The sequence below is a fragment of the Deltaproteobacteria bacterium genome (genome assembly GCA_009692615.1).
Lineage (GTDB): Bacteria > Desulfobacterota > Binatia > UBA9968 > UBA9968 > DP-20.
Genome location: SHYW01000040.1, coordinates 25542 through 39586, shown reverse-complemented (window position 1 = coordinate 39586; position 14045 = coordinate 25542). Strand labels below are relative to the sequence as shown.

11 protein-coding genes are annotated in these 14045 nt (G+C 58.1%); 5 read left to right on the top strand and 6 right to left on the bottom strand.

Annotated elements, in window-relative coordinates; translation table 11 throughout:
• Positions 1–276: 276 nt before the first annotated feature.
• The 5 genes from EXR70_11705 to EXR70_11685 all read right to left on the bottom strand — a co-directional run bounded on the left by EXR70_11705 (position 277) and on the right by EXR70_11685 (position 6832).
• The gene (locus EXR70_11705; protein MSP39147.1) at positions 277–1383 is read right to left on the bottom strand and encodes an ABC transporter ATP-binding protein; all 1107 of its coding nucleotides are present in this window, start codon (positions 1381–1383) and stop codon (positions 277–279) included.
• A gap of 2 nt (positions 1384–1385) precedes the next feature.
• Positions 1386–3095, bottom strand: coding sequence for an iron ABC transporter permease (locus tag EXR70_11700; protein ID MSP39146.1), 1710 nt, complete (start codon positions 3093–3095; stop codon positions 1386–1388).
• Positions 3096–3141: 46 nt separating this feature from the next.
• Positions 3142–4458 (bottom strand): extracellular solute-binding protein, encoded by a 1317-nt coding sequence (locus EXR70_11695; protein ID MSP39145.1) that lies wholly within the window; start codon positions 4456–4458, stop codon positions 3142–3144.
• 387 nt (positions 4459–4845) lie between these two features.
• Positions 4846–5394, bottom strand: a complete 549-nt coding sequence (gene pyrR / locus EXR70_11690) for a bifunctional pyr operon transcriptional regulator/uracil phosphoribosyltransferase PyrR (protein MSP39144.1) — start codon at positions 5392–5394, stop codon at positions 4846–4848.
• A gap of 145 nt (positions 5395–5539) precedes the next feature.
• Positions 5540–6832, bottom strand: a complete 1293-nt coding sequence (locus EXR70_11685) for a Zn-dependent hydrolase (protein MSP39143.1) — start codon at positions 6830–6832, stop codon at positions 5540–5542.
• 170 nt (positions 6833–7002) lie between these two features.
• Between EXR70_11685 and EXR70_11680 the strand changes: the two genes are divergently transcribed.
• The 5 genes from EXR70_11680 (at position 7003) to pyrE (ending at position 12974) form a co-directional block, all read left to right on the top strand.
• Positions 7003–7653 (top strand): hypothetical protein, encoded by a 651-nt coding sequence (locus EXR70_11680; protein MSP39142.1) that lies wholly within the window; start codon positions 7003–7005, stop codon positions 7651–7653.
• Positions 7629–7988, top strand: coding sequence for a hypothetical protein (locus EXR70_11675; protein ID MSP39141.1), 360 nt, complete (start codon positions 7629–7631; stop codon positions 7986–7988). The genes EXR70_11680 and EXR70_11675 overlap by 25 nt, the downstream gene beginning before the upstream one ends.
• Positions 7989–8076: 88 nt before the next feature.
• A complete protein-coding gene (locus EXR70_11670) occupies positions 8077–11019 on the top strand; it encodes a hypothetical protein (protein ID MSP39140.1) in 2943 nt (980 codons plus the stop codon).
• Positions 11020–11275: 256 nt separating this feature from the next.
• Positions 11276–11620 (top strand): zinc chelation protein SecC, encoded by a 345-nt coding sequence (locus EXR70_11665; GenBank protein ID MSP39139.1) that lies wholly within the window; start codon positions 11276–11278, stop codon positions 11618–11620.
• A 685-nt stretch (positions 11621–12305) separates the two neighbouring features.
• Positions 12306–12974 (top strand): orotate phosphoribosyltransferase, encoded by a 669-nt coding sequence (gene pyrE / locus EXR70_11660; protein ID MSP39138.1) that lies wholly within the window; start codon positions 12306–12308, stop codon positions 12972–12974.
• A gap of 145 nt (positions 12975–13119) precedes the next feature.
• Here the strand turns inward: pyrE and EXR70_11655 are convergent, their stop codons facing one another.
• Positions 13120–14043, bottom strand: coding sequence for a dienelactone hydrolase family protein (locus EXR70_11655; protein MSP39137.1), 924 nt, complete (start codon positions 14041–14043; stop codon positions 13120–13122).
• Between the last annotated feature and the right edge of the window lie 2 nt (positions 14044–14045).

The window sequence follows — 14045 nt, the reverse complement described above, 5'->3', positions numbered from 1 at the left end:
CGGCCTCAACCACGGTGATCTCGCTGCGATATACTCGTTGAATTACGTCTAGTCGTTTCTCGTCTTTCATTGTCAGGGTTGTCATCCTTCCACCCTGACATAATTACGTTGCCGTTAACCCCTGACATAATCACTTTGCTACAACACCCTTTGGCGTTCGAACGCAAGGTCGGTTGACGGTTAGTTGACGCCAAGCGTTCGACACTTTGGAACGTCCGGCCAAATCTTTCCGGCGCGTTCCGCGCGCCGCACCACTTTTTCCTACACAGTTCATCGTCAAGGTTCTCGGCGGATTAACACGACATCCGCGGCGGCGAAACCGAGGGTGACCGCATCGTTTCGCTGATAGAGCTTTTTGCTCTTAGGATTGGTGACGCGGGCTCTAAACGTCGTGTTGAGCGCGCTGGCTTCATATTCGACAAAGGCGCCTTGATAGGCAGACGCGATCACCTTTGCCGGTATTCGATTCTCCAGGACCAAATCCGCGCTGCTATCTCCCACCTCAATCGCTTCGGGACGGATGCAGAGTAGCACCGCAATGCCAGGGCCGGGCTTCACCGCCATCGATGGCAGCGTCAAGGATAGATTCACATTCCCTTCGACACCGTCCACGCAGGCAATTACGGATTGTCCTTGTACTCGCTCGACCGTGGCAGCGATCAAGTTCGACTGACCGATGAAGCCGGCGACAAAACCATTGGCCGGCCGCTCGTAAATCTGCCGCGGCGCGCCTTGCTGAATCACTTGGCCATGCTCGATCACCGCGATCGTTGTCGACAGCGCCAGCGCCTCTTCCTGATCATGTGTAACATAGATGGTGGTGAGGCCGAGATCGCGTTGTAATTTTAACAGCTCCAAACGCATCTCGACGCGCAACTTGGCGTCGAGATTACTCAGTGGTTCGTCGAGCAGCAACACACGCGGTTGAATCACCAGCGTGCGCGCCAGGGCGACACGCTGTTGTTGACCGCCGGAGAGTTGCGACGGACGCCGCGCTTCCGTTCCTGTAAGTTCGACCTGAGCGAGGACGGCGAGGACGCGCCGATTTATTTCGTCGCGTGGAATTTTCCGTTGGCGTAGGCCGAAGGCGACGTTTTCAAAAACGCTCAGGTGCGGCCAGAGCGCGTAGTTTTGAAACACCAAACCAACATTGCGCTGCCAGGGCGGTACTTGATTGACCACTTGGCCGTCGAGGCGGACCGAGCCTTCGTCGGGCTGGACGAAGCCGGCGATCATGCGCAACAGCGTGGTCTTGCCGCAGCCGCTCGGTCCGAGGAAAGTGAAAAACTCGCCGCGCTGAATATGCAGATCGACGCCGCGCACGACCCATTGTTCGCCGTAGCGCTTGCCGACGTTGTCTAATTTTACTTCCGCCGCTTCCATGGTTAAATTCTAAACGCGCTGCCGGCGCGCCCGCCGAAAATGCGATGGGTCAAATAAGTGCCGAGGGAGACCAACAAAATCGCCACGACGCCGAGTGCCGCGCCGGCGCCGCGGCCGAGCGGGCTCTGCATATAAAGATAAATGCCATAGGAAATCGGTCCCAACTCGATGCGCGGCACCAGCATGATCGTCGAAGCGAGCTCAACACAGGAAGTGATGAAGGCGATCAAGCCGCCGGCGATGAGGCCGCTGGCGATCATCGGCAAAGTGATTTTCTTGAAGGTGCGCCAGCGATTGGCGCCGAGATTTTGCGCCGACTCTTCGAGGCTGACATGAACTTGTTGGAGCGCGGCGTAACAGGCGCGCACGGTGTAAGGTAAGCGTCGCGCTGTATACGCGATGACGAGAATGATCCAAGACGAAGTCAGTGGCGCGCCGATGCCGGGGAAATCCCAGCCGTGAAACACCCGCAGGTAACCGACCGCGAGGACCACGCCGGGGATCGCCAGCGGCACGGTCGCCACCGCGTCGAGCAGGTTTCTGCCGGGGACGCGGCTACGCAGGAGCAAAAAGGCGATGGCGGCGCCGAGCACGACGTCGATCGACGCGGCCAGCAGCGTGTAAATGAGTGTGTTGACGACGAAGTGCGGCGCGCGAAAAAGAATCTCTTGGTAGTTGTTCAACGTGTAGGTGCTCGGCAGCAACGTGAAGCTCCAGATTTTGCTGAACGATAATAGGACGATGCCGATATGCGGCAGCAAACTCACACCTAAGATCATCGCGATGACCGAGCCCACGACGACCAGTTTGCCGCCTTGCAGTTTGCGTATCACTGGCGCGCCGCGCTGCACGCTGGCGTATTCCGCCAAGCTCAAATATTTTCGCGCCGCCAACAGCGCCGCCAGCGATAACAACGCCAAGACCACGCAAACCACATAGCCGTCGACATCGTCCATGCCGATGGTGGTGATGCGCAAGTAGGCCTGGGGCGCCAGGAGCATTTTGTAATTCAACATCAGCGGCGTGCCGAGATCGTCGATGGCGCGGATGAAAGTCAGAAGCGCGCCGGCGATGAAGCCCGGCAGCATCAACGGCAGCGTCACGCGGCGAAATAGCGCAAGGCCATGACAGCCGAGGTTTTGCGCCGCTTCTTCCAGCGACGCGTCGATATTGGCAAGGGAGACCATGGTGTTGAGCAGGATGAAGGGAAAAAAATGCAGCGTTTGCACCAGCACCACGCCGGTCAAGCCTTCCATGAACGGGATCGCAATATCGAACCAGTCCATCAGCAGTAAGTTGACCATGCCGCTGCGGCCGAGGATCAGTTGCAGCGCAACGGCGCCGACGAAGGGCGGGATCACCAGCGGCAACGTCGCCGCGGTTTGCAGTAGAATCTTGCCGCGAAACTCAAAGCGCGCCAGGATGTAAGCCAACGGCAGCGCTAACAGAGCGCTCAACAGCACGACGAGAACGCCGCTCCCAAGGGTATTCCACAATGCTTCGACGAACAGCGGCCGGCGAAAGAAATTCAGAAAATGGCGCAGCGTGAAATTATTCTGATCGTCGGTAAGCGAGATCGCCAACACGCGCAGCACTGGATAAAGGATAAACGCGAACAACAGCGCCAGGAGCAGGGCCATGACGCTGCCTTGCCACCAGTCGATGCGCGCGTGGATGCGCGGCGCGACGACTGCGGGTGAAGTGATGGCCATGGCGAGGTTAAATTAAATTACGGGTGCGGTGAGATTTGGATTCAACTTACTTTGCCATGGCGCCGGCTCTGTCGGCGAGTTCTTTGGCCTTGGCGTAATTGTTTTTGGCGAATACTTCCCACTCGGTTTCGAGCTGCGCTTTCAAGCCCGACTTCGATTTGAACGCGCCGGTGATTTCTTTGTCACTGGCGCGCTTGTCGTTGATCGGCACCTGCGCCGCTAACTTGCGCGCGTCGGCGATCAGCGATTTCGCTTGGCTCGCATTCGCCGACTTGGCTTTCGCCAGCGCTTCTTCGGCCTTGTAAATACTTTTCCAAGCGTCGCGCAGTTCATTGTGGCGAAAAGTGATGACGTGATCGTAGATTGCGTTGACGACATCGCGCCGGCCTGAGGATAGTTCGTCGTTGAACTCGACGCCGCCGAGTTTTTTCTTGAACGGATTAGGATAATCTTTCGGCGCCTTGGCGTAGAGCTCGGGGATCACCGGCAGGCGGGCGATCTCTGGATTGAACAACACCATCTGGCCGGCTTCGCTGAGCAGATAATTGACGAAGGCGCGCGCTTCTTGCGGATTGGGTCCGCCTTTGACGATGCCGACGCTGGCGGGCACGACGGAGGTCAACGCCGGGTAGGCGAACTCCACCGGCTGACCGCTAGCGATGGCGGAGAGGCCGAAGAAATCGATCACTACACCGATGCCGTATTGGCCGCTGATCACCGCTTCCGGCACGCCGAAGCTGCGCTCGGTGATGCTCCCCATATTGCCGCCGGCGTTGAGCAGCAGCGCCCAGCCTTTGTCCCAGCCGTAGGCTTGCAGAATGGTTTCGACGGTCAGATGGGTCGTGCCGCTGCGCGATGGCGCGCTGATGATCAGGTGATTGTAATATCGCGCCTGGGTCAAATCGGTCCACTCTTTGGGCGCCGGCAGCTTGTGCGCTTTCAAATAGTTCTTATTCCACATCAAGCCGTAACCGCTGACGGCGAAGCCGAAATATTTACCGTCGGGATCGTGGATCGGAAAGTTGCCGATCTTGGCGGGAATCTTCGCCATGATCTCTTTGGGCGGCGCGTATTTTTCCAGGAGGCCATCGGTATCGAGGGTCTGAAACGCATCCGGTGCGCTGACCCAAAAAATATCGGCTTCCGGTTTGGCCTTGGTCTCGCGCAGATAAGTAACCCCGGCGGGAGTCGGTTTGCTGTTGATGACGACGTTGATACCGGGATTTTTCGCCTCGAAGGTTTTCTTGTAGGTTTCGAAAAGTTCTTTGGGAAACGAGGTGACGATGACGACGTCTCTGGCGCCCGCGTCGCCGGCGAGCAATGCTAGAACCGCGCCGACGGTCAAAAATAATTTATTTCTCACATGAATATCCTCCGCACAAAAAAGCCCTCGTGGCGTAAGTCACCACGAGGGCAATGTTCTGTCAAGAGATTTAACGTTAAATGTCGTCGTGGGTTCGGTGTCTTGTAGATTGGATGAAATCTGGAATTCACCACGGAGGCAGGAAAGACACCAAGGTTTCGTTCCGGGTTAGGCTCGTGTGCGGAAACTCCGATTCCCCGAGTAGCCACTGAAAGTGGCGTATCGAGGGGGTTCTCGCTACGCGCTGCGCGCTACTCAGCAAACGGGAGATGAAATCTCCACATCGTTGGACGTGTTCGCTTCGCGCGATGCGGTTCGCGGATGGGGGCGAAAGATTTTTCGCACCGACAATTTATTTCGTGTTCTCCGTGGTGAGTTGGATATTCCTTACTCTACTAGCACTTCGTCGGCCTTGTCGACTTCTTTGAGCCGGACTTCGACGTTGCCGGCGGCTTTCATGTTAATTTTCTTGCCGACGTAGTTGGCCGCGATGGGCAGTTCGCGGCCGCCGCGGTCGATCATGACCGCGAGATGGATCATGCGCGGCCGGCCGAGATCGATGAGATGATCGACGGCGGCGCGCACGGTGCGGCCGGTGTGCAAAACGTCGTCGAACAGCACGACGATCTTGTTGGCGATGTCGAAGGGGATGCGGGTGTGATCGATGGTGCCGCCGGGGAGCAGTGCGTTGAGATCGTCGCGGTAAAGCGTGATGTCCATCTCGCCGATTGGGATGTCTTTTTTGTGACGTTTCTTGACGATATCGGCGAGCCTTTTAGCGACGTAGGGGCCACGCGTGCGGATACCGATGAAGACCACTTGATCGAGACTGCCGTATTGTTTCGCCATCTCGCGGGCGAAGCGCTCGAAGATCGCCTTGACTTGGGAGGCGCTGAGAATGCGCTTCTTTTTCGCTTTGCCAATTGCTTTTGCCATGTTTGCTCCGATGCTGGGAGGATGGTTAAGAATATTCTCCCGCAAAGGTGCAAAGCCGCGAAGGTTAGGAGTTTCAGTTCCTGAACTCCGAACTTAGCGTCTTTGCGCCTTTGCGAGAGATATCCGAATTCCCTTTTCGTCAATGCTATTCATTTGCCACTCGTATCATGCTTTCCATCAACAGTTGCGTTCCCAAACCGATGTCATCCGGATCGGTCCATTCCAGCGGGTTGTGGCTGATGCCGCGTTGGCTGGGGATGAAAATCATCGCTGCCGGCGTGATCTTGGCCATCTGCATGGCGTCGTGGCCGGCGCCCGACGGCATGATCTCGTAGACGAGTTTTTTCTGGCCGCAAATTTCTTTGGTCACGCGCAGTAAGCGTTTGTCGAGGGGCACGGGATCTTCCTCGCGGATGGTCAGAACTTGGACGCCGATATTGCGGTCACGCGCGATCCTTTGCGCTTCCTGCTTAACCGTCCTTGCGACGCGCGCTTTCGATTGCGCCGTGATGCTGCGGATGTCGACCAACAATTCGGCCTTGCCCGGCACGGCGTTGATCACGCCCGGTTCGATTTTTAGCGCGCCGACGGTGCCGACCACGCGCCCTTTGGCCATCGAAGAAAAGTTGCGGCAGGTTTTTTCAATGAATTCGATCAGCAGCGCGGCGGCGACCAATGCGTCCTTGCGCATCTCCATCGGCGTCGTGCCCGAGTGATCGGCTTGGCCGGTGAATGTAATTCTAAACCGGCTCGGCGCGGCGATTGAGGTGACCAGACCGATGCGCTTGCCGATGGCTTCGAGTATCGGACCTTGCTCGATGTGCAGTTCGAAATAGGCCTTGAGAGTTTTCGGATCGCGCGTCAGCCGGCGCAATTGTTTGGCGGCGATGCCGAGACTGGCGAGCACGTCGGCGAGTTTCGTCCCTTGAGCATCGACGGCGTTGGCGAGATCTTTCGCACTCACTTCGCCGGCGACCAAACTGCTGCCGAGCGTCGAGAAGCCAAAGCGGCTCGACTCTTCGCCGACAAAACAGACCACTTCCAGCGGCGAGCGAATGGTAATTTTGTTTTCGCTGATAGTGCGAATCGCTTCCAATGCGCCGATCACACCGACCGGCCCGTCGTACTTGCCGCCGTGAATCACCGTGTCGAGATGGGAGCCGGCGAGCACGGCGGGCGCTTTGGCATCGCTGCCTTCGAGGCGGCCAAAGATGTTGCCGATGGCGTCGATGTGAATTGTTAGCCCGGCCTGGCGCATTAAATGAATCAGTACCTGGCGGCTGCGCAGTTCTTTGATCGAAAACACTAAACGTGTTACGCCGCCGCGATTGCCGATGCCGATACGGCCGATGGCGTTCAAGTCGCGCATCAGGCGGCGCTGGTTGATGGAGGGCAGGGTTGACGAATGGTTTGTCACCGTGGTTGGCAGGCGCTTCATTGCCAAGCAGTTTAACAGGTTCGGGCCTGGCTGAGAATGGAATTCACACGCTTTTGGCTTTGCCGTGCGATTGTCATTGTCAGCCGGACTCCCCCATGTTAGAAGCGGCCCAATAGCAACGGCTGGTTTGCAATATCTACGCTCTCAACCTGTGCGGGAGGACCGTCGCCATGGTCGCTAAAAGATTTTTGTTGATCGTTGTTCTGTTGTTGTCGGCCGCGCCGGTGCGGGCGGAGACGATTCGCATCGCCTATTCCGGCGTGTCCGCCTCGGGGTTGCCGGTGTGGCTTGCGAGAGATGAAGGTATCTTCGCTCGGCATGGCTTGGAGGCCGATCTGGTCGCCGTGCGCAGCGCGCCGATCCAAGTCACGGCGCTGGTCTCCAACGAAGTGCAGTTCGTCCGCGGCAGTGCGTCGAGTATGCTGACCGCCGCCGCCCAGGGAGCCAAGCTCAAAATCATCTTATCGGTTTTCGCCGAGCGGGCGTCCTACGATTTTCTGGTCGGTCCACCGATTACGAAACCGAGCGATTTGCGCGGCAAGAAGATTGGCGTACAGGACTTCAGCGGTCTGCTGTGGAGCCTGACCATGGTGTCGCTGCGCGAAATGGGTCTCGATCCGCAAAGGGACAACATCAGCATCCAAGCCATCGGCGACAGCACCGTGATCGCCCAATCCCTGGCCACCGGCATTATCGACGGCGCCGCGTTGGATAAGTTGCAAGCGGCGCGGTTGCAAACGCTGGGGGTGAAGTCGTTATTCGATTTGAGCAAGATCGCGCTGCCGTCGAGCCCATCATGTGCGCCGAGTCCTTCGTATTAAAAAATCCCCAGACCATCGAGAACTTTATCAAGGCGATGATCGAGTCGAGCGCCTTCATGCGCGCCAACAAAGAGCGCGGCGTCGCCCTGCTGCAAAAGTATATCAAGGTCGACCGCCAGCTCGCGGAGTTGGGTTACAAATTTCTCCTCGACGACCTGACGTCCTACACGTTTGTCACGCCGCGAGGATTGAAAACCGCCCAGGACATTATTGCGCTGCGCGATCCGAAGATTCGCAACTTCAATGTCGAGGAGCTGCTCGATCAACGGATTCTCACCAAGGTGGTGAAGAGCGGCTATGTCGAGGAGATCGAGCGGAAGTATAAGCTGCGGTAATAGCGGACGCGTTTGATTCTTTGGCGCGGGCAGTTGGCATTATCAAAGAAGCAAAGCCTGACAGATTTGTTTGATTCTGACGAATACCATGGCCGCTGATTCTTCTAATCCCAGACGCTTCGACATCGCGCTTTCGTTTCCGGGCGAGCATCGCGACTTTGTCGAACAAGTGGCCGGCCATCTCACCAACGCCTTCGGCAAGGAGCGGTTGCTCTACGATAAATATCACGATGAAGAATTTGCCCGGCTGGACTTGAACACCTATCTTCCGGCTCTCTATCGGAAGGACTCGGAACTGATCGTCCTCTTCCTGTGCCCGGAGTATGCTGCCAAACTGTGGTGCCGGCTTGAATGGCGGCACATCAGCCAGTTGATCGCCACAGTGGACGCCAAACGCATCATGCTTCTCAGCTTTGGAAACCCAGGTGATTTGTCCGACCTTGGCATTCTTAGCGGCGACGGCTACATCGACATCATCCTGCTCACAGCGCAAACAGTGGCGGAGAAAATCGCGAAACGTCTTCAGCTCAACCAAGGCATCACCCTGCCGGTGAAGAACCAATCACCAGCTACCGACATCTCCCGCATCATCAAGTACGCGCCGGCGGAACTCATCGGACGCGGAGCTGAAACGAAGCTTCTTGCCGATGCGTGGAACATGGCGGTGAGCGGCGAGACGAAACGTCCGCACGTTCTCACCATTGTCGGTCTCGGCGGCGAGGGGAAGACCTCGCTGGTGGCAAAGTGGGCAGCGGAGCTGGCCCATCGGGACTGGTCGGATTGTGACGCCGCCTTCGCGTGGTCGTTCTACAGTCAGGGGACGCGCGAGCAGATGGCGGCTTCGTCTGACTTGTTTCTCAAAGAAGCGCTCAACTTTTTTGGCGACGCGGCGATGGCGGACAGCGCGCAGAGCGCGTTCGACAAAGGCCGACGGCTGGCTCAACTCGTCGGCGAGCGGCGGGCGCTGCTCGTCCTCGATGGACTGGAGCCGCTGCAATACGCGCCCACTTCGCCGACGCCGGGTGAACTCAAGGACTCCGGGCTCGCCGCGCTGCTCAAAGGGTTGGCCGCGACCAACCATGGCTTGTGCGTGCTCACTACTCGGTATTCCATCCCGGACTTGAAAACCTTTTGGCAGACTACTGCGTCGGAGGTGAAGCTCACGCGCCTATCAAAAGAAGCCGGCGTGGCTCTGCTGCGGTCGCTCGGTGTGAAGGGAACGCAGAAAGAGTTCGAGACACTTGTGGAAGACGTCAAAGCCCACGCGCTCACGTTGAACCTGCTCGGCAGCTATCTTCGCGACGCGCACGCAGGAGACATCCGTAAGCGCGACCTTGTGAAGTTGGAGGAAGCAGACGAGGCGGAGCAGGGCGGTCACGCCTTCCGCGTCATGGATGCGTATGTGCGCTGGTTCGAGAGCGAGGGTGAGAAAGGGAAACGCGCCGTCGCCGTGCTGCGGCTGCTCGGATTGTTCGACCGGCCCGCCTCCGCAGACTGCTTCACTGCGTTATTGAAAGCGCCGGTGATCCCGGAGCTAACCGAGCCGTTTGTCTCGATGAGCGACGCGCAACGGAACATCGCCTTCACTCGGCTGGAGGCCGCGAAGCTGCTCACGGTGAATCGCAACTCCGCCGGCACGTTGCTTTCGCTCGATGCTCACCCGCTGCTGCGCGAGTACTTTGCCAAGCAACTACGCGAGCAGCACCCCGATGCGTGGCGCGCCGCGCACCGGCGGCTCTACGAACACCTCTGCGCGACCACGAAGGAAGGCGACCAGCCCATGCTCGAAGGCCTCCAACCGCTCTATCAAGCCGTGGCCCACGGCTGCCAGGCGGAGATGCAGCAGGAGGCTTATCGCGAGGTTTATAGGCTACGCCTTGTGCGCGGAGCGGAGTTCTACAGCCCGAACAAAATAGGCGCGTTCGGTTCCGACTTGGGAGCTGTCGCCTGCTTCTTCGAGCAACCGTGGAGTCGCCTCTCGCCCTCCCTCACGGAAGGCGCCCAAGGTTGGCTGCTGAACGAAGCCGCTTTCACCCTGCGCGCCTTGGGCCGGCTGACCGAGGCCCTCGATCCGATGCGGGCTGGGATGGAATTGGCTGCCGGGGGCGAGGATTGGACGAACGCCGCTTCGGGCGCCAGCAACCTGAGCGAGCTGCAGCTGACGCTGGGCGAGGTGGCTGGGGCAGTGGGGGACGCCGAGCAGTCCGTGATCTACGCCGACCGCAGCGGCGATGCGGACAACCGAATGATTAATCGCACGACCCATGCCGACGCGCTGCACCAGGCGGGCCGCCGGGCCGAGGCGGAGGCGCGCTTCCGCGAGGCCGAGGAAATGCAGGCCGAGAGCCAGCCCGGCCACCCGCTGCTGTATTCGCTGAGAGGCTTCCGGTATTGCGACCTGCTCCTCGCCGCCCCCGAGCGCGCCGCGTGGCAAATCACTCTCGATTCCTGCTTCAGTCCTCATCCTTCGTCCTTATTCGAATCCTGCCGCGCCGTCTCCGAGCGCGCGACGAAGACACTCGAGTGGGTGACCGGTAAACTCCGCCCTCATGACGAGGCCTTGGACCACCTCAACTTGGGGTGCGCCGCGCTCTACGACGGGATTCTGCAGGGCTCGTCACTCGTCCCTTGCCGCGCGTCCCTCCAGTACGCAGTGGACGACCTCCGCCGCGCCGGTCAGCAACACCTTCTCGTGCTCGGCCTCCTCACCCGCGCCTGGCTGCGCAGTCTCACCGCCGCGCGCACGGGTTCGACGGGTTCAACAAGCTCACCGCAGGCCGGCTCCGAGAGTGCGCAGGCCGACCTGGACGAAACCTGGGAAATCGCCGAGCGTGGACCGATGCCGCTGTACATGGCCGATATTCACCTGCACCGGGTGCGACTCTTTTTTCGCGAAGCGAATTATCCGTGGGAGTCGCCGCAGAAGGATCTCGCCGAGGCGCGGCGGCTGATCGAGAAACACGGCTACCTGCGCCGGATGGAAGAACTCGAAGACGCGGAACGTGCCATCCTCGGAAAATCTGCGAAGTGATTTGAACCACGAAAGACCTCGTGCGACACACCCCCGAAATTCGGAATATCTCTCGCAAAGGCGCAAAGGCGCAAAGTTCGGAGGGGAAATAAAAAATTCTCGCGAATGTTTATCACCTTTTTTTCCGAACTTAGCGCCTTTGCGCCCCTTCGACGTTGCTCAAGACAGGCTTTGCGGGAGGAAGATCTGACGACATTTATTCAGGGTCGATGGCCTTTGCATAGCTAAAAGGCGCGATAACTGGGATACTCTCGGTATGGGCAATCGAATCGCTGATGTTGGATTGATGCAAAGTCGAATTGACGCGCAGGGTTGGATGGATAGCTTTGGGCCGAAGAAGCTCGCTCGGCTCGGCAGCGAGAAGAATCCGGCGGTGGTTCATGTACAAACCGAGGCGCGCTTCAAAGAGGTGAGCGCGACGTTCGATAAACATGGTTGGCATTGTCGCGTTACCATCGAGGCGGACCAAGTTGAGGATGTCGGCGATCTGGACCGCTTGCTCCACCCCCAGAAACCGACGGTGGTGGAAAAGAAAGCGGGGCGCAACGATCCCTGTCTTTGTGGCAGCGGTAAAAAATCTAAACATTGCTGTGGAAAATAATAACCTAGCGGCGCGTGGTTTGGCGCGACGCCGATCAACCATTCAGAAGGAGCGACGAATATGAGCAAAGGTAAAGACGCTAAGAAGCAAGACAAGAAGAAGCCGCAAAAAACCTTGATGGAAAAGCGCGCCGACAAGCGCGCCAAGAAAGAGACCAAGGGGTTTTCATTGAAGGCGAAGTAACATTCTGATCGAGCTGCGGGATAACGTCGGCTATCCCGCGGCTCAGGTTTTCCGCTCGCGCCGATCCGCAGTTATCATCCTCGGACAATATCCCTATCTCACCACGAAGGCGCGAAGGTTCCAGAAATTAATGTCCCTCTCGGGGATGGTTGAATTCCCTCGCCCCTTCGTCGGTGCTCAGGACATGCTTCAGACGAATAGAAGGTTTGTCATGCCGGCGCAGGCCGGCATCCATCTTCGCTTGTGCTGCAGTGCCAAAGAAAACCTGGATTCCGGCCTGCGCCGGAATGACGGAACGAAGAGTCGCCTCCTAGTCGAGGCATTTTGAACCCCTCGGTTTAAAGCCGGGGGTCGTTCAGTTATTCCGAACTTCGTGTTCTTGCGCCCTCGTGGTGAACACGATCTCTCATTACATTGGCTGCCTCTGATCTCGTGAGCGTTGGCAATGTTGGGTCGCTATGTTAAGACGTGGCCTATTCCAAAGATTTGAAAGGTATTTGCCATGAGCGAGGTTTCTCTAAAAGTCGCCGAGATGTTGTTGGCCACCGAGTCGATCGCGGTTTACAAGGACAAGCCGTTCGTGTTTGTCTCCGGGCGCATTTCGCCGGTTTATATCGACTGCCGCAAGTTGTTGTCGTTCGCCGCCGAGCGCGAGTATATCGTCACGCAGATGGCGAAGCTGGTCGAAACCGATATCGGTCTCGATCAGATCGACGTGGTCGCCGGCGGCGAGACTGCGGGAATTCCCTACGCGGCGTTCGTGTCGCATATCATCAAGAAGCCGATGATCTACATCCGCAAGCAACCCAAGGGCTACGGCGGCACGAAACAGATCGAAGGCATCCTCGAAGCCGGTAAGCGCGTGCTCATGGTCGAGGACTTGATCACCGACGGTCTTAGCAAGCTGCGCTTCAACATCGGTGTCCGCGGCTCCGGCGCCAAGATGACCCATTGTTTATGCGTGTTCGACTACGCGTCGGGGCGTTTGAATCAGCATGAAGGCCGCGACAATCTCGCCAAGAACGACATCAAACTTCACGTGTTAGCGGACTGGGACGACGTGCTCGATACCGGCACGAGCAAGAATTACTTTACCGAGGCGCAAAAATCGCAGATCGTTGATTTTCTAAATGACCCAGAAAATTGGGGCCGCAAGATGGGTTTTGTATAAGCGCTGGGCGCGCGCTTTGTTTCTAGTTCCGAGTTTTGAGTCTCGTCTTCGCGTAGCAGGTAGGCGGATGTTTTTGGATTTTCACTGAATCGTCAGCGCGAGCGGCATACACATCCGCTCGCGCTGGGTTTTCGTCTCACTCAATTTACGCTTTCAAATTCTTATTGAAGTGATCGACGGTGCGTTGCCAGGCGAGTTTGGCGGCGGCTTCGTCGAATCGCGGTGTGGTGTCGTTGTGGAAGCCGTGGTTAGCTTTCGAATAGAAAAAGGCCTCATGTTTTGTGCCACTGGCCTTTAACGCGACTTCGTAAGCGGGCCAGGTGCCGCTCGTGTTGGGATCCAACTCGACGTCGGCGAAGTGCGCTTGCACGGCTGCTTTAATTTTCGGTACGTCCGCCGCCGCCGGTGCTCTGCCGTAGAACGGTGCGCCGGCGGCTAGTCCCGGCACGCGAACGGCAAGCTGGTTGACTACGCCTCCGCCGAAACAGAAGCCGACGGCGCCGAGTTTACCGGTGGATTGAGGATGCTTTAGGAGAAATTCGCTGGCGGCGACGAAGTCTTCGATAATCTTCGGGCCGTCTAATTGTTTCTGCATTCCCAGCGCCTTCTCATCGGCTTCAGCGCCGTATTTGTCGCTGGCCGGGTAGCCGCCCAGCGGCCAGATCGCGTCCGGCGCCAGTGCCATGTAGCCTAACGCGGCAAAGCGCCGCGCGACATCTTTGATGTAAGGATTGAGGCCGCGATTTTCGTGAATGACTACGACCACGGGGAATTTGTCGCCGCTGGCGGGGCGGGCGAGCAGGCCGCGCATCTGGCCATTGGACGAGTTGCCCTTGGGCGAAGGATACATGGTGTACTCGGCTTTGATGCGTTTGTCGTCTTTGGCGACTTGCTGGGCGAGAGCGTAGTTGGGGCGAAGCATCTCCCACAAGCCCATCGCGGTCATGCCGCCGACGGCGAATTTCGCCGCGCCGTCTAAAAATTCGCGCCGGTTGATGGCGCCATGCACGTACTTGTGGAACAAACTCAGCAGCTGCGGATCGAAATCGCTCGCCTTTTTTCTTTCCATGC

What these genes read in the sequence shown, in the direction of transcription:
- EXR70_11705 (MSP39147.1), bottom strand. Translation starts at nt 1,383, where the DNA reads ATGGAAGCGGCGGAAGTAAAATTAGACAACGTCGGCAAGCGCTACGGC.
- EXR70_11700 (MSP39146.1), bottom strand. Translation starts at nt 3,095, where the DNA reads ATGGCCATCACTTCACCCGCAGTCGTCGCGCCGCGCATCCACGCGCGC.
- pyrR (MSP39144.1), bottom strand. Translation starts at nt 5,394, where the DNA reads ATGGCAAAAGCAATTGGCAAAGCGAAAAAGAAGCGCATTCTCAGCGCC.
- EXR70_11685 (MSP39143.1), bottom strand. Translation starts at nt 6,832, where the DNA reads ATGAAGCGCCTGCCAACCACGGTGACAAACCATTCGTCAACCCTGCCC.
- EXR70_11680 (MSP39142.1), top strand. Translation starts at nt 7,003, where the DNA reads ATGGTCGCTAAAAGATTTTTGTTGATCGTTGTTCTGTTGTTGTCGGCC.
- EXR70_11675 (MSP39141.1), top strand. Translation starts at nt 7,629, where the DNA reads ATGTGCGCCGAGTCCTTCGTATTAAAAAATCCCCAGACCATCGAGAAC.
- EXR70_11670 (MSP39140.1), top strand. Translation starts at nt 8,077, where the DNA reads ATGGCCGCTGATTCTTCTAATCCCAGACGCTTCGACATCGCGCTTTCG.
- EXR70_11665 (MSP39139.1), top strand. Translation starts at nt 11,276, where the DNA reads ATGGGCAATCGAATCGCTGATGTTGGATTGATGCAAAGTCGAATTGAC.
- pyrE (MSP39138.1), top strand. Translation starts at nt 12,306, where the DNA reads ATGAGCGAGGTTTCTCTAAAAGTCGCCGAGATGTTGTTGGCCACCGAG.
- EXR70_11655 (MSP39137.1), bottom strand. Translation starts at nt 14,043, where the DNA reads ATGGAAAGAAAAAAGGCGAGCGATTTCGATCCGCAGCTGCTGAGTTTG.